The organism is Shewanella aestuarii, assembly GCF_014647215.1.
Classification (GTDB): Bacteria; Pseudomonadota; Gammaproteobacteria; order Enterobacterales; family Shewanellaceae; genus Shewanella; species Shewanella aestuarii.
Window position 1 is genome coordinate 646,834 of the sequence record NZ_BMOT01000001.1, and the last position, 15,049, is coordinate 661,882.

Genomic DNA, 15,049 nt, shown 5'->3' on the forward strand with positions numbered 1-15,049 from the left:
TACATTATTGCAGTTTAGCTAGAATTAAGTTGTTGAAATCATTAACACGTATCGCAGGGCTGTATAAGAAGCCCTGAGCATGTTCACAAGCCATTTTCTCAAGAAACTCTTCTTGTTCTTTTGTTTCAACACCTTCAGCTGTAATCGATATATTAAGTGCTTTTGCCATAGCAATAATTGCACTGACAATTTCACGGCTTTGCTTGCTAGATGAAATGTCCATGATAAATGAGCGATCAATTTTCAGCTTGGTTATAGGAAACTGTTTTAAATATTTCATCGAACTGTAACCGGTACCGAAATCATCGATGGCTATACCGACCCCTAAATCAGCTAATTCTTGGCATAAATTGGTCGCATAACGAATATCACCCATTAACTCAGTCTCGGTAATTTCGAGAATTAAACTCTTAGGTTTAATGCGATAGCGATTTAATAAATCCCATACTTGTTCGAAAAGATCACCACTGAAAAACTGCCTTGCCGCGACGTTAACATGCATAGTGATATTAACATTTTTATGCTGCCAAAGGTTAAGTTGCTTGCAAGCATTTTCTAACACCCAAGTACCTAAGGCATTGATCATCCCAGATTGTTCTGCAATGTCGATAAATGCACCAGGATACAACACACCTTTTTTAGGATGGTTCCAACGTATTAACGCTTCAGCACCAATGTAACAATGATTTTGAAGGTCCATTAATGGTTGATAATACAACTCAAATTGACGACCTTTGATGGCATACTGCAGGTCTTTTTCAATGTCAGCGTTATTTTTAAATTGTTGCAATAAATCTTGATTGAAAAACTGATAGTGTTCTAAAGACTTTTTCTTGGCATATTGTAAAGCAATATCTGCACACGATAAGGGAGAAAAATAATTAACTACTGATGCAATATCAACAACGGCAATAGCGGGTTTAGGCTCTACTTTTTCACGGTTTATTACGGCAAAAGCCGATAAGTTGGCCATCAATTTACTAACAAGTTCATCTAGCCCAATTCCATCTGGCACTTTAGGAAGTAAAATACAAAACTCGTCGCTTCCTATACGGGCGACTTCGACAGCATCATGATTTTTACTAAAATGTTTAATACGTCTAGCAACTTCTATCAGTAATGAGTCGCCTTGCTCATGTCCATGGGAATCATTAAAACGTTTAAACCCCAATAAATCGACCAGCAGTAATATGCCATCTGTTGCCCTGTCTAACACAGGGGTGAAAAATGAGCGATTATGTAATCCAGTTAAACTGCAATGCCATGCTAAGTGCTCTAAGTCAGCTTTATGTTGAAACTCAGAAGAAATATCATAACTTGATACCAATGCGTAACTATTACCCAATTGGGTGGTAAAACCTGTTACATGGTAATGTAGCCAATATGCTTTATTATCAATGCGTTTAAGCTTGATATCGCCAATAACACTTTCATTGTTGGCAAGTTTATCAAGCACATATTGTAGTACGTCAGGTTTGTTTCTAAAAATATCCAGATTCATCACACTGTGATGTTCGATATCACTGCGTAATAGCCCAGTCATTTTTTGATGTGCAAAATTGACATAATCGACCATCAAAGTATCAAGGTTCACAATCATTACCACATGATCTGAATGTTCTGCGGCATTACGAAGTAAATTTATCTGTTCCGACTTATCGTAAGAATATCGAGTTGCTAATGTCAGAGCCAACTGATCGGCGCACTGGATCACTATTTGAATTTGATCATGTAGCCATTCAAATGCTTGTTTAAATTCAATGGTTAACACACCCTCAATATGGCCATTGATCCGTATTGCCACATTCAACGTACTGAGAATTGAGTGCTGTTGATAATACTCGAATGAATGGATTAGCTGTGTTTCTGCGCTGATATTATCAGCAGCAATAAAACGGTGACGCCTTAACTCATCAAAAAAACTAAATTGAATTTCTGATTGTTGAGTATCAAAAGCAGGCTTTGATTGATTTAAATCGATTTGGCAATAATGGGCGATAAGTCTTTTAGAACAGGAATTAAATGACGTTTGTTGATTTTCAGCGACCGCTTGTTCACTTTCAAATTTTTCGTCGAACAGCCAAATAGAGACAGATGAAGCAACAAAATGCTCCTGCAAAAGTCTACTAACCAGTTCAGAGGTTTTAGTAAAATTCCCCTGCTGTTTTGCACTAGAGTTTACAATTAACTCTAACAGGTGCCTGTTCTGTTCTTGTGTCATTATTTTCCCGAAAAGACATCGTGCATTGCTGGTCTGCTGAATTATTGGTCTAGTTACTCATTGGTAACTTGCAGATAATCAATTACACCCCATTGGGAGCTTAACAATAAGCTTGTCATTAACTCTTTAAATTAAAAGGTTTATTAAAAATGTTTTCGCTAGATTATACCGAAAACAGTTTACTGTAACGAAAATTTAAAATTTATTTTCCATTTGAAATAACATCTTTTCAACCGTTACCGCAAAAGTGAGCGTCAACTGGATGTTATTATCCATCATGGCCATATCAACAACGACATGGTCAAAGCGTTGTATAGCTTTATTGGCAATCGCTTGTGCGTCATTTTTTGCAGATTCGCCAGTAAACATTAACATTAACTCTGTATCGTGCTCATCAATTACTGCACCGATATCAACAAAACTACCACAATCTGTGCAGGTATCATTTACATTTTGCTGTTGCTCACGAATTTTCTTAACCATCTGGTTCACCGCACTTTATTACTGCAAAATTTACAGTTCATCGAATCAATTGAATGCATCATAAGCTAACCGATATCAAATTGCTTTTGCTTGGCTCACATAATTTCAGAGTAACTTTCCTGCAAACATAAATACAACTGCTGGTGTTTAAGCGCATATTTGCATGGTTTGGCTTATTTGACGCTGCCGTTCTAATTGTTCAACAAAATGCATATCTTCTAATAGTTCTGGAGAAACCTGATTATTTTCGTATTTTGATTTAATGAGTACACTGGTGTTACTCAGCACTTGAGCTATTCCATCTTGATGTTTGCCACGAATAACCATGGCTTCTGGAGATAAATTTTGTTGCAAGTGAAATTGACGTAAACCATGTGAGTGAAATACTAAAGAATTATCCTTGTGTTGGCTGCTTGTAGAGAGATCGTCTACTAGTGCTTGCGGCTGTGGTAACTCAAATTTTTTATACAGTTTTTGATTAATTGTCAGATCTTTATCAAATTGAAATTGTGCCATGTCACTGCTATCGGCAGAAAGTAGCGCTAACAACAAGGCAAATTCACCCCGACGTTGGTGCTCAACCGCAGCATTCAAACGACTGCCTAGCTGTAATTCATTTATCAGCAGTGACTCAATTTGCATATAAAAACAACACTATTACGACTCAATGCTATTTTATCGACCAATCGCACTATAACTTTAATAAAATTTTCATTTTTTGGCTTTACATATAATAGGATTCTGTCTACTATGGCGGCCGCAATTGAGGAGGGGTTCCCGAGTGGCCAAAGGGATCAGACTGTAAATCTGACGGCTCAGCCTTCGAAGGTTCGAATCCTTCTCCCTCCACCATTTGCGATGTAAATTTAGATAGACGAAAAAGAAATTCGTGGAGGGGTTCCCGAGTGGCCAAAGGGATCAGACTGTAAATCTGACGGCTCAGCCTTCGAAGGTTCGAATCCTTCTCCCTCCACCATCTTTCTTGCTTATTTATCTATCTCAGTGGAGGGGTTCCCGAGTGGCCAAAGGGATCAGACTGTAAATCTGACGGCTCAGCCTTCGAAGGTTCGAATCCTTCTCCCTCCACCACTTTACATCTTAATTTGTACTTCATTTCTCCCTATCTGTTATTTTCATTTTTATTCAGTTTTGTTTATCACCCTTTTGAGTTAAAACTCACTCATCTTATGTTGCTGTTTATTTGTCGCTAGGTTTCATTGGCTTTTTTCTTTAATATTAAGTTATTAATAATCAAAATGAGAAAATACCATGCCGTCGAATTGGGTTAACCTGGCCATTGCCAAAATTGATGCCGATTATCAGCGTTCTGCTGACACTCACCTTATTAAGCTCGATTTACCAAACCTTCGCGGCATTGATATTTATCTTAAAGATGAAAGCACTCATCCAACGGGCAGTTTGAAACATAGATTAGCCCGTTCACTTTTCCTTTATGCTTTATGTAACGGCTGGATTAATGAAACCACCACCATTATTGAATCATCCTCTGGCAGTACTGCGGTTTCTGAAGCCTACTTTGCACGGTTAATTGGCCTGCCCTTTATTGCGGTTATGCCAAAATCAACCGCAAAAAAGAAGATTCAACAAATCGAGTTTTACGGGGGAAAATGTCATTTTGTCGACAGTAGCAATCAAATATATGCAGAGTCAGAACGCCTTGCAAAAGAGCTAAATGGCCATTATATGGATCAATTTACTTTTGCAGAAAGAGCCACTGACTGGCGCGGTAACAACAATATTGCCGATTCGATTTTCATCCAAATGCAGCGCGAGCCACACCCTATTCCACATTGGATTGTAATGAGTCCTGGTACAGGCGGCACATCTGCCACTATTGGACGCTATATTCGCTATCAACAACTTTCAACTCAACTATGTGTTGTCGACCCAGAAAACTCGGTTTTTTATGATTATTTTCATAGTGGCGATAAGTCGTTAACGGGCACATCAGGCAGTAAAATAGAAGGTATTGGCCGGCCAAGAGTAGAACCTTCATTTATTGCAGGGGTTGTTGATGAAATGCAAAAAGTTCCGGATGCGGCATCTATAGCAACGATTCAATGGCTAGAATGCTTAATTGGCCGCAAAACGGGTGCCTCTACAGGAACCAATCTTTATGGCGCATTGCAATTAGCCACACGAATGCAAGATGAGGGTCAAGAAGGATCTATTGTTACTTTGATTTGCGATGCTGGGGAGAGGTATTTAGACACCTATTACAATTCGCAGTGGATTGACGATAACATTGGCTGCTTCAAGCAGTTTGAAGCCCAATTAGGTGAATTCAATCAAACCGGTCGACTGAGCAAATTTGATTGTTAGTCTTAGGTAAGCAGTTATTTTTATAAGAAAAGACCATATTTGTTTCAATAAGGTCCAAATAACATTATAAATCGGCATTAGCCTAACAAATAGGCTAATGCATTATGTATGTTATTGACTATTTTGAAGTTAAAAAGCGGTGTGATATTTGTTCAGATGCTGATTGCGAATAAAGGATGTTAATCAATATTCAAATATTTGTGGGTTTGAATCGATAAACGCCAATTTCTGGCTATACAGACTTTCATTGCCAGTTCAGTTGCCCTAGGTTTTTGACTAATAGGCTGCAAACAGATGGTTTTAGCGGTTAAGTCTACGCCACTAAGCAGCAAATCCAATTCTTCAATGTGTTTATCTGTTGCAATAGGATGCTTAATTTCATTCGCACGTTCAAGTGCTTGAGGCAATACTTTGTAACCGCCCTTCATGTTGATTTTTGGCGATACCGTGACCCAAGCATCGACATGACATTTGACTTCAAATGTACCCGAGGTTTCAATCTGCACACTGTAATGAGCCTCAATTAATTGCTCAGTTAATTCGGTTAAATCATATAGGCAAGGCTCGCCACCAGTAATAACCACATGTTTCGCTGTAAAACCTTTACTATTAAATGCCGCAATTAAGCTTTTTCCATCATGATCAGCCCAGCGACCAATAGTGCCATCAACGGTAATCACTTGTTCTGGTGACACTTTGTTTTCAATTAATACATCCCATGTTTGTTTTGTATCACACCAAGAGCAGCCAACCGGGCAGCTTTGTAAACGAACAAAAAGTGCCGGTACGCCAGTAAAAATGCCTTCACCTTGGATCGTTTCAAATACTTCATTTACGGGATAATTCATTGTTCACCAGCTTTCATTTATTGGGGCGGCATTTATAGTGTATTTCAAGTTCAGTATCAAGGAAACTGCTCGATAAAGGCGCATTAATTTTGCTATTACTGGAAACACTGCGATAAAATAGTCATTCATGGCACCAATCATTCTCGTTAGTTTCTCATTAGGTTAATACTCATGTCACAAGCATCTTCATCGCCTACCAAAGCATTAGTCGTTTTTAGCGGCGGACAAGACTCAACTACCTGCCTTATTCAGGCCCTTGCTGAATATGATGAAGTGCATGGGATCACCTTTGACTACGGTCAGCGACACAGGCAAGAAATTGATGTGGCAAAAAAATTAGCCGCGCAGCTTAAACTTGCAAGCCACAAGGTCTTAGACACCACCTTGTTAAATGAATTAGCAATATCGGCACTGACACGAGATTCAATACCGGTATCCCATGAGTTAATGAACAATGGGTTACCCAATACTTTTGTCCCAGGTAGAAATATTTTATTTCTCACTTTAGCTGGTGTTTACGCCTATCAGTTAGGATGTGATGCGATTATTACTGGTGTGTGTGAAACCGACTTTTCTGGTTATCCTGATTGTCGCAATGAGTTTGTACAATCAATGCAGCATAGTTTAGCCTTGGGTATGGATAAGCCGGTAAAAATCATTACGCCATTAATGTGGCTAAATAAAGCCGAAACCTGGGCTTTAGCCGATAAATATCAACATTTAGACTTAATAAAACAACAAACATTGACCTGTTATAACGGAATAGTTGGCGATGGGTGTAAAGATTGTCCGTCATGTTTGTTACGTCAACGCGGTTTAGATGATTATTTACAAAACGCTGACCAGGTTATGCAATCTTTAAACGCAAAAGTGCATTCAGTAAAATAGAGGTTTTTGATGGCTAAAGCACCAGTATCGACCATAAAGCCAAGTCATTTTTCGCTGATTATTAGTTTAATTAGTATGGTGCTGTTCGCATTAGCTATGACCTCCCCAATGATTATCGATACCTACTCGATATTCAAATTCGAGCATGACGCCATCACTAACGGACAAGTTTGGCGTATTTTTACTGGTAATTTTTTACATACCAATGCTTGGCATTTAACTATGAATTTGGCGGGTTTATGGGTCATAGTGTTATTACATGAATTGCATTACAAAAGGCACACTCCAAAACTGGCTTTGCTGTTTATTAGCCTTTGTATATTCGAAGGCGTTGGCCTTTATATATTTTATCCTGAGTTAAAGTCTTATGTAGGTTTAAGTGGTGTACTACATGGGTTATTTACTTTTGGGGCAATTATGGATATTCGCAAAGGCTTGTTCTCAGGGTACCTATTGCTTCTGGGCGTGATCGCTAAAGTCGCTTATGAGCAATATTTTGGCGCAAGTAATGGGATGACTGAACTGATCAATGCCAGAGTAGCAACTGAATCGCATCTTGTTGGTGTTATTGCTGGGTTAATTTGTGCTTTGTTTTGGAGTTTTGTTGCTTATCGCTTCAGATATAGAAAATAATTTATTTCAGTCTAGCTAAGCGAGCACTGATTGCTTGCTGCAGCGCTATTTTTTGTTCATCAGTTCCACAATACTCAGCAAAACCTAGTCCTTCACCATAGGGATTCACTTGAGTGGCCAAATTAACTACACGGTAACAGTAATCACCTTGCTTAACGATTCTATTAGGATCTAATCTGTGATTGTAACTATGGGGTTGGCTCAAATCTTGGTTTTGCTGTATTTCAATAAAGTCGATATCGTGATCCATCTCGCTCATAGAACCTACCTTATTTATTGAAGCTGTTTGCTGCCCCACCAGAGCAGCAAATTCCTGTTCATTCATCTGCTGTAAAAATTGCCTTGATGCACTTCTAATATCTTCTGATGTTAGGTTTGATGGCGCCCCAGAGCTTTTATCAACCTGGGGCAATGTATTAGATTGCTCCTCCTTGAGTTCAGTTTGCGGTGCTTTATTCTGCGGTATAGCTTTATCGGTTACCTCAGCCTCATTGGGCATAATATTCTTTTTTACTGGCTCTGTTGTCGTTGGAAAACTTGGTGTCGGCTCAATTAAGTCAGGTTGAGTATTCAATTGCTGCACAGCAATATCACTTAACGGCTTATCTGGGATCTCGTTAGCCTTTTCTTTAATCGGCTTGGCAGCATTCACCATGGCTTCATATTGTTCAGTGGTAATGATGTAACTGTTAATTTTTACACCATCTGTTTTTATTGTTAATCCCTGTTTTCGTTGTTGATGGCTTTGTTGCCAAAACAGCCCCAAAATTCCGAACAATATAATGTGGATAATAATGGCCACTGTAATAGGTTTAACTAACCCGCCATGGCCTCTGGTGATGACGACATAGGTTCCATCGTTATTTTTAAGCTTTTTATCTTTATCCATAATCGCGGTTATCTAAAAATATCCTTATAGGTCAGTCATCTCATATCTAAATATATGACAAGACTATCCAATTCTGCAAAAACAATAATGCCAATAAATTTGAATATTAAACGGGTATAAAGTTCAGCTCGATTAAAAAATTTTGATGCTGATGGCAATTCAACACAGATTCAGCTTACACCTGTACGCTAACTGTGGTTTTTTATTTCATCCCCTGTTAGACTGGCAACGTATTTTACGCGATTAATAAGTAATAACACTATGGCAATAGTTTCAGACACAATAATCAACGACTCAAGTTCCAAAAACATTTCCGATTACAGCCTGAAAGAGGAACTGGCTAATGCAGTTTCCCATGGAGTTGGGGTGTTAGCTGGAATTATGGGATTAGTATTCATGCTAACTCATGCAAGGGATGATCTAAATTTCGCTCAGTTAAGCGGTATAATTATTTATGGCGCCAGTATTATTGTGTTGTTTTTAGCCTCTACTTTATATCACTCGAGCCGTACACTTGTATGGCGAAAACGTTTTAAAATGGCTGATCACTGCGCAATTTATACATTAATTGCAGGTACCTATACGCCATTAATGTTGATTACGCTACAAGATGACAATGCATTAACCATTTTAACCGCAATATGGTGTTTAGCCCTAGGTGGCATTGTCTTCAAAACCCTGTTTATCGGCCGTTTTAAAGTATTCAGTTTAGTTTTGTATTTACTTATGGGCTGGCTTTGCGTCACGGTAATGCAAGATCTTATTGCCAATATGAGTAAAACCAGTTTTAACTTACTGATAAGTGGTGGCTTGTCATATAGTTTAGGGGTATTTTTTTACGCAAATAAAAAAATTCCTTACAATCATGCTATCTGGCATTTATTTGTACTTGGTGGTGCTTTCGCACACTTTTTTTGCATCTACCTAATTGTGACTCATTAAGTCTTTTGAACTAGGCAGGTTGAATTTTGAGCTAGTTAAAAACGTTTAAATTGAGGCGAATGAATTGATGGCTTATTCATCTTAATAAAAGCTATTCTACAAAGATTAAATCGATTTAGCTGCTTTATTAATGTACATCAACCCCTTACGAATAAGAACTGCACCACAATGCCTCTTATGGTGAGCTGGCAACAGAGTATTTACTGCAAAACAAGCTGGCTATTTCAATTTATCTAGCTTTAATCTTGTCAAACTCATCCGCTGTTTAGCTATTAAGCTCGCTTATCTGCTAGGCAAGTTTCTTTTTTTAATGCAAAATCAATCATCCGTTTCCAAACATACAATAATATGTATTCTGATCATAAATGGACCGCTGTAGAAAAAATCTCATTCGTGGTGAATATCATTCCTGTAGGAAAGGTTTTACCTTACGGTAAAGTAGCTGATTTAGCAGGATTGCCTGGTCGTGCTAGATTTGTGTCGAGGGCACTTAAGCTTGCCCCTTCTGAGGCCAATTTACCCTGGCATAGAGTGATCAATTCAGCGGGTAAAATATCATTTCCCAAAAATAGTGATTTGTTCCAACAACAAACCGAATTATTACGATTAGAAGATATTGAAGTGAACCAGGGCAATATTTCATTGTCGAAATATTTATGGCGACCTGACATCGCAACATTAGTCATGACACTTCCTTTTTAGGAATTGTATTTTTTAGGATGAAACACATTGCAAAATATTTATTTAAAAACAATGCATAATGCCTTTTTATTACCATCATTCATAGCGGGCATTATTGCACTGTCTCCTGCGGTATCGGCAAATAGTGCCCCTTTGGATGCGATTCAAACCAAAGAGCCCCTAATCCCACAAGCTGACGTCACAAACATCATTGACAACAAGGTATTGTTGGCACCATTAATTCCGCAGACTGCACATTATAAGGCTTATTACGGCAGCTTTGAATTAGGTGATGCTAAATTTACTCTGCCAGCTACCGACAGCAGCTATTACAATTATTTTTTTGAAAGTGAAGTCGGATTATTGATGTTGTCGGATGAACGAAAATTAAAAAGTGATTTCACCCTAGAAAATGGCAAATTAGTACCGTTTCGCTATGTCCATGAACGCACAGGAACTGGCAGTGAATACTCAGAGCAAACTGCATTTGCACGTTCACAAAATTTCATTCATACCATTTATAAACTCGATGCCCTAAAACTGGATTATCAAGAGACGATCTTCGATCCTCTGATGGTACAGTTACAATTCAGAATGGATGTCATTAGTAACAAAAGACCATTGAATTATAAAATGGTCAAAGAAAAAGAAGTCGATGAATATGATTTTAAAATTATCGGTAATGAGACTATTAAAGTTGCAGGCGGCACCTTCGACACAGTGAAATTTGAGGTAGTAAGAAATAGCACTAAAAGACAAACTTTTTTCTGGATGGCACCTAAACTTGCTTATTTACCGGTGCGATTAAGCCATTTCTCAAAAGGCAGTAAACAATTAGATATTCAATTAGCGGATTATAGCTTTGAGCATCCCATACCTGAAATTCCAAGCTTAGATCTGGCACATGAGCAAGCTTTATTCGCAGCTTATATGGCTGAAAAGGCTTTGTTGATAGAAACTGAAACCCAAGATGATCCAGATACTGATGTTAACCACCACGTCAGTCCAGATAAGTTTAGCGAAGAAGAGGTAGCAGACTTAAAAGATATGGTCATCAACTAATACATCTGAGACAGTAATAACAAAGCCAGCAACTGCTGGCTTTTTTGTTATCAAACATTGGCTGATTTTATATCGCCTTTGTGAAATAAACGCCAATCGCCTGGAGAGAGCACTTGCCATTGCTCATTGTTGGTTAAAGGTCTTGTTGCTATCACTGTTACCACATCGTTTGGCGTTGTTTCTTTTTGAAAATCAATCACGACATCGGTATCAATCAACTTGGCCTGACCAAAAGGTGCTCTACGAGTGATATGGCATAAATTGTTGGTACAATATGCCATTAAATCAATGCCATCACTTAAGATCATATTAAATACACCTAGTGTACGAATTTCATCAGCAAGTGATGCGATATACTCAAAAACAGGTTTCATATCAGCGGGAGCGGTTTCACCAAATTGCTGCACTACTTTTTCAAGTATCCAGCAAAAAGCCATTTCGCTATCCGTGTCACCTACCGCTTGAAAACGACTGAGATGAAATTTGCTTTCGTAATCAGTTAACTGACCATTATGGGCATAGGTCCAATAGCGGCCCCATAACTCGCGCGTGAAAGGATGTGTGTTTTCTAGAGATACACAACCGCGATTAGCTTGGCGAATATGACTGACAACTATCTCGCTTTTAATCGGATAGGATTTTATTAATTGCGCGATATGAGATTGGCTGCTTGGGCAAGCATCTTTGAATGTGCGGCTGCCCTTACCTTCATAAAATGTGATTCCCCAACCATCGACATGGGGACCAGTAACACCGCCTCTCTCAGCCAACCCTGTGAAACTAAATACAATATCTGTGGGGATATTGGCACTCATGGCAAGTAATTCGCACATTTATTAAGCCTTTTACGTTACTAAATGATCAAAACTTTATAGATATGCATATTGTATCTTTACTGGCAAATCAGTGGAACTAGATTGACACAATAAAATTTAAACAATTGTTTGAAAAATACTTGTATTCATTGCGGCATAAGGTTAAATTTTATGTGGCACAGGTCTGACCACGGTCTATACTTGTGATTAAGATCAATAAAAATTAGCCTTTCACACAATGGAACTGGCTTTAAGGAGAGAGTAAAGTGACCACCCTACTACTGATCATCGCGATGATCTTTGTGCTCGGCACAATGTCTTACCTCAGGGTATCGCTTGTCACCACCACAATAGCTGCGGCTGTTGTTCTGGGTGTTGGTAGCGCAATGGACATCGTAGGCTCTGCGGCTTGGATAGTATTCCTAGTATTAGCATTGCCTTTTAACATCAAATCATTCAGACAGAATTTTATCAGCCGTCCGCTGCTTAAAGTGTATCGCGGTATCATGCCTGAAATGTCTTCTACTGAAAAAGAAGCCATTGAAGCGGGTACAACCTGGTGGGAAGCGGATCTATTCGCTGGTAACCCTAACTGGAGCAAGTTACACAACTATCCTCAATCTCGCCTTACCGCAGAAGAACAGGCTTTCATAGATGGTCCAGTTGAAGAAGTCTGTAAAATGGTTAATCAACATCAAGTCTCCCATGAGCTTGGTGACTTGCCACAAGAAGTATGGCAATACCTAAAAGACCATGGTTTCTTTGCGATGATTATCAAAAAGAAATATGGCGGTTTAGAATATTCTGCTTATGCCCAATCTCGTGTATTACAAAAATTGGCAGGCTTGAGCAGTGAACTTGCCTCTACTGTTGGCGTGCCTAACTCATTAGGACCTGGTGAGTTATTACAACACTATGGTACAACCGAACAACAAGATCATTACCTGCCACGCTTAGCCAAAGGTTTAGAAGTTCCTTGTTTTGCATTAACTAGCCCTGAAGCGGGAAGTGATGCGGGTTCTATTCCTGATTTTGGTATTGTCTGTAAAGGTGAATTCCAAGGCGAAGAAGTACTTGGAATGAAGTTAACCTGGAACAAGCGTTATATTACCCTAGCGCCAGTGGCAACCGTACTCGGTTTAGCTTTTAAACTGCGCGACCCTGACCGTCTTTTAGGTGGCGACGAAGAACTAGGTATTACCTGTGCCCTTATTCCAACCGATATTCCAGGTGTTGAAACAGGCCGCCGTCACTTCCCACTTAACTGTATGTTCCAAAATGGACCTACACGCGGTAATGAAGTATTCGTGCCATTAAGCTTTATTATTGGTGGCCCAGAAATGGCTGGCCAAGGCTGGCGTATGCTGGTTGAGTGTTTATCTGTTGGCCGTGGTATCACTCTTCCGTCAAACTCAGCTGGTGGAGTCAAAACTGCAGCTATCGCAACCGGCGCTTATGCTCGTATTCGTCGTCAGTTTAAATTACCTATCGGTAAGTTAGAAGGTATCGAAGAACCGATGGCACGTATTGGTGGTAACGCATACCTTATGGATGCGGTTACAAGCTTAACCACGACGGCAATTGATTTAGGTGAAAAACCTTCAGTAATTTCTGCCATTGTAAAATTCCACCTCACTGACAGAATGCAAAAATGTGTTATTGATGCGATGGATATCCATGGTGGTAAAGGGGTATGTTTAGGCCCTAATAACTACCTAGGCCGTGGTTATCAGGCGGCACCTATTGCTATTACAGTTGAAGGGGCAAATATTTTAACCCGCTCGATGATCATTTATGGTCAAGGTGCAATTCGTTGTCATCCATATGTATTGGCTGAAATGGAATCGGCATTCGACACCGATGCTAGCCGTGGTTTAATGAACTTTGACGATGCTATTTTTGGTCATATTGGTTTCGCAATCTCTAACTTCACGCGTAGCTTCTGGATGGGATTAACCGGTGCACGTTTCTCAAATTCGCCCTACTCTGATAAGACTAAGCGCTACTACCAACAAATGAACCGTTTCAGTGCTAACTTAGCGTTATTATCTGACTTAGCAATGGGTACATTAGGTGGCAACCTGAAACGTAAAGAACGTATTTCTGCTCGTTTAGGAGACTTACTTAGCCAGTTATACCTTGTATCTGCAACGTTAAAGCGTTATCAGGATGAAGGTCGATTAACTGAAGATTTACCTTTAGTTCAATGGGCTGTTGAAGATTCATTGTATAAATTACAAGATTCTTTAGATGATTTACTTAACAACTTCCCTATGGGATTAGGTCACGCATTGCGTTGGGTTATCTTCCCATTTGGTCGCCCTGTTAAGCGCCCTACTGATACGCTTGATCATAAAGTGGCTCAAATCATGCAAACCCCTTGTGCCAGCCGTGATCGTTTAGGTAAAGGACAATTCTTTACTAATAGCGAGCACAACGCAGTGGGTATTCAAGAGCAAACATTTATTGATATTCTTGCCTGCGAGCCTTTATACGACAAAGTCTGTAAAGCAGCAGGAAAGCGTTTACCGTTTATGTGGTTAGATAAAATAGCTGCAGAAGGTAAAGCGTTAGGTATTCTAAGTGAAGCTGAAATTGCCTTACTTGAACGTGCTGAAATTGGCCGTATGAAGTCTATTAATGTTGATGATTTTGATACTGAAGAACTTCGCGCCAATATTAAAGGCCCTGTTAAGCAAGAAAAAGCGGCTTAATAAGCGTATTTAATGATAAAAGGGTAAAGCATTGCTTTACCCTTTTTTATTTAAGGACAAAAAATGAATCTACGCGAAATGACCGGATTACAGATTATGCAGGCCATGCTTGATGGCCACATCCCAGCGCCCTCAATTACCCAAACAATGCCAATGAAAGCCATTAAAGTGTCTGAGGGTGAGATAACATTTGAAGCCCAAGCGGATGAAAGACATCTTAATCCAATGGGGGGTGTGCATGGTGGTTTTGCCGCTACGGTATTAGATTCTGCAACGGCGTGTGCGGTTCATTCTGCCCTACCTGCTGGTGCCAGTTATGCCACTATAGATTTAAACGTTAAAATGGTGCGACCCGTACCTAAAAACCAAGCGGTTTTTGCCACTGGAAAACTTATCAATCTATCAACCAGTTTAGCCATTGCAGATGCCACATTAACCGACAAACAAGGTCGATTACTCGCAACCGCGTGTGCAAGCTGTATGGTGAGTAGGTAAAGCCTTTATACCAATCAAACAACTGATTAGATTTA

14 protein-coding genes and 3 tRNA genes are annotated in these 15,049 nt (G+C 39.4%); 11 read left to right on the forward strand and 6 right to left on the reverse strand.

All coding sequences use genetic code 11. The features are described from left to right. Window positions 1-4 precede the first annotated feature (4 nt). The 3 genes from IEY03_RS02825 to IEY03_RS02835 all read right to left on the reverse strand — a co-directional run bounded on the left by IEY03_RS02825 (window position 5) and on the right by IEY03_RS02835 (window position 3,346). Complete coding sequence (locus IEY03_RS02825; RefSeq protein WP_188839810.1) at window positions 5-2,221, reverse strand: putative bifunctional diguanylate cyclase/phosphodiesterase; 2,217 nt, start codon at window positions 2,219-2,221, stop codon at window positions 5-7. Window positions 2,222-2,416: 195 nt separating this feature from the next. After that, window positions 2,417-2,704 carry a DUF406 family protein gene (locus IEY03_RS02830; RefSeq protein WP_188839811.1) on the reverse strand — a complete coding sequence of 96 codons (288 nt, stop codon included), beginning with the start codon at window positions 2,702-2,704 and terminating at the stop codon, window positions 2,417-2,419. 147 nt (window positions 2,705-2,851) lie between these two features. Then, window positions 2,852-3,346: a VC2046/SO_2500 family protein gene (locus IEY03_RS02835; protein WP_188839812.1), complete on the reverse strand. Its 495-nt coding sequence runs from the start codon at window positions 3,344-3,346 to the stop codon at window positions 2,852-2,854. Between the two features lie 125 nt (window positions 3,347-3,471). Between IEY03_RS02835 and IEY03_RS02840 the strand changes: the two genes are divergently transcribed. The 4 genes from IEY03_RS02840 to IEY03_RS02855 all read left to right on the forward strand — a co-directional run bounded on the left by IEY03_RS02840 (window position 3,472) and on the right by IEY03_RS02855 (window position 5,047). Then, a tRNA-Tyr gene (locus IEY03_RS02840) sits at window positions 3,472-3,556 on the forward strand. A 39-nt stretch (window positions 3,557-3,595) separates the two neighbouring features. Next, window positions 3,596-3,680, forward strand: a tRNA-Tyr gene (locus IEY03_RS02845). A 28-nt stretch (window positions 3,681-3,708) separates the two neighbouring features. Next, window positions 3,709-3,793, forward strand: a tRNA-Tyr gene (locus tag IEY03_RS02850). Window positions 3,794-3,973: 180 nt separating this feature from the next. Further along, on the forward strand, window positions 3,974-5,047 hold the full coding sequence (locus IEY03_RS02855; protein ID WP_188839813.1) for a PLP-dependent cysteine synthase family protein: 1,074 nt from the start codon (window positions 3,974-3,976) through the stop codon (window positions 5,045-5,047). A 179-nt stretch (window positions 5,048-5,226) separates the two neighbouring features. Here the strand turns inward: IEY03_RS02855 and queE are convergent, their stop codons facing one another. Beyond that, window positions 5,227-5,895 (reverse strand): 7-carboxy-7-deazaguanine synthase QueE, encoded by a 669-nt coding sequence (gene queE / locus IEY03_RS02860; RefSeq protein ID WP_188839814.1) that lies wholly within the window; start codon window positions 5,893-5,895, stop codon window positions 5,227-5,229. A gap of 171 nt (window positions 5,896-6,066) precedes the next feature. On the opposite strand from queE, the gene queC reads away from it, so the two are divergent. Together queC and rrtA are read left to right on the forward strand one after the other, a co-directional pair. Beyond that, window positions 6,067-6,783 (forward strand): 7-cyano-7-deazaguanine synthase QueC, encoded by a 717-nt coding sequence (gene queC / locus IEY03_RS02865; RefSeq protein WP_188839815.1) that lies wholly within the window; start codon window positions 6,067-6,069, stop codon window positions 6,781-6,783. A 9-nt stretch (window positions 6,784-6,792) separates the two neighbouring features. Then, window positions 6,793-7,416 carry a rhombosortase gene (rrtA, locus tag IEY03_RS02870; protein ID WP_346055410.1) on the forward strand — a complete coding sequence of 208 codons (624 nt, stop codon included), beginning with the start codon at window positions 6,793-6,795 and terminating at the stop codon, window positions 7,414-7,416. A gap of 1 nt (window position 7,417) precedes the next feature. Here the strand turns inward: rrtA and IEY03_RS02875 are convergent, their stop codons facing one another. Beyond that, a complete protein-coding gene (locus tag IEY03_RS02875; protein ID WP_188839816.1) occupies window positions 7,418-8,305 on the reverse strand; it encodes a hypothetical protein in 888 nt (295 codons plus the stop codon). Window positions 8,306-8,566: 261 nt separating this feature from the next. Here IEY03_RS02875 and trhA point away from each other — a divergent pair, with 261 nt between their 5' ends. The 3 genes from trhA (at window position 8,567) to IEY03_RS02890 (ending at window position 10,990) form a co-directional block, all read left to right on the forward strand. Beyond that, window positions 8,567-9,247 carry a PAQR family membrane homeostasis protein TrhA gene (trhA, locus tag IEY03_RS02880; protein WP_188839817.1) on the forward strand — a complete coding sequence of 227 codons (681 nt, stop codon included), beginning with the start codon at window positions 8,567-8,569 and terminating at the stop codon, window positions 9,245-9,247. Window positions 9,248-9,595: 348 nt separating this feature from the next. After that, window positions 9,596-9,949 carry an MGMT family protein gene (locus tag IEY03_RS02885; protein ID WP_188839818.1) on the forward strand — a complete coding sequence of 118 codons (354 nt, stop codon included), beginning with the start codon at window positions 9,596-9,598 and terminating at the stop codon, window positions 9,947-9,949. 27 nt (window positions 9,950-9,976) lie between these two features. Further along, entirely contained in the window at window positions 9,977-10,990 is a 1,014-nt protein-coding gene (locus IEY03_RS02890; RefSeq protein ID WP_229778176.1) for a DUF3108 domain-containing protein, read from the forward strand. A 50-nt stretch (window positions 10,991-11,040) separates the two neighbouring features. Here the strand turns inward: IEY03_RS02890 and IEY03_RS02895 are convergent, their stop codons facing one another. Beyond that, window positions 11,041-11,823, reverse strand: a complete 783-nt coding sequence (locus tag IEY03_RS02895) for a class II glutamine amidotransferase (protein WP_188839819.1) — start codon at window positions 11,821-11,823, stop codon at window positions 11,041-11,043. A 248-nt stretch (window positions 11,824-12,071) separates the two neighbouring features. Between IEY03_RS02895 and fadE the strand changes: the two genes are divergently transcribed. Beyond that, window positions 12,072-14,519, forward strand: a complete 2,448-nt coding sequence (gene fadE / locus IEY03_RS02900; protein ID WP_188839820.1) for an acyl-CoA dehydrogenase FadE — start codon at window positions 12,072-12,074, stop codon at window positions 14,517-14,519. 63 nt (window positions 14,520-14,582) lie between these two features. Next, complete coding sequence (locus tag IEY03_RS02905; RefSeq protein WP_188839821.1) at window positions 14,583-15,014, forward strand: PaaI family thioesterase; 432 nt, start codon at window positions 14,583-14,585, stop codon at window positions 15,012-15,014. Window positions 15,015-15,049 lie beyond the last annotated feature (35 nt).

Bases quoted from the DNA above. Each gene is read 5' to 3' on its own strand.
- queC (WP_188839815.1), top strand. From the start codon at position 6,067: ATGTCACAAGCATCTTCATCGCCTACCAAAGCATTAGTCGTTTTTAGC.
- IEY03_RS02895 (WP_188839819.1), bottom strand. From the start codon at position 11,823: ATGTGCGAATTACTTGCCATGAGTGCCAATATCCCCACAGATATTGTA.
- IEY03_RS02825 (WP_188839810.1), bottom strand. From the start codon at position 2,221: ATGACACAAGAACAGAACAGGCACCTGTTAGAGTTAATTGTAAACTCT.
- queE (WP_188839814.1), bottom strand. From the start codon at position 5,895: ATGAATTATCCCGTAAATGAAGTATTTGAAACGATCCAAGGTGAAGGC.
- trhA (WP_188839817.1), top strand. From the start codon at position 8,567: ATGGCAATAGTTTCAGACACAATAATCAACGACTCAAGTTCCAAAAAC.
- IEY03_RS02835 (WP_188839812.1), bottom strand. From the start codon at position 3,346: ATGCAAATTGAGTCACTGCTGATAAATGAATTACAGCTAGGCAGTCGT.
- IEY03_RS02855 (WP_188839813.1), top strand. From the start codon at position 3,974: ATGCCGTCGAATTGGGTTAACCTGGCCATTGCCAAAATTGATGCCGAT.
- IEY03_RS02885 (WP_188839818.1), top strand. From the start codon at position 9,596: ATGTATTCTGATCATAAATGGACCGCTGTAGAAAAAATCTCATTCGTG.
- IEY03_RS02905 (WP_188839821.1), top strand. From the start codon at position 14,583: ATGAATCTACGCGAAATGACCGGATTACAGATTATGCAGGCCATGCTT.
- rrtA (WP_346055410.1), top strand. From the start codon at position 6,793: ATGGCTAAAGCACCAGTATCGACCATAAAGCCAAGTCATTTTTCGCTG.
- IEY03_RS02830 (WP_188839811.1), bottom strand. From the start codon at position 2,704: ATGGTTAAGAAAATTCGTGAGCAACAGCAAAATGTAAATGATACCTGC.
- IEY03_RS02875 (WP_188839816.1), bottom strand. From the start codon at position 8,305: ATGGATAAAGATAAAAAGCTTAAAAATAACGATGGAACCTATGTCGTC.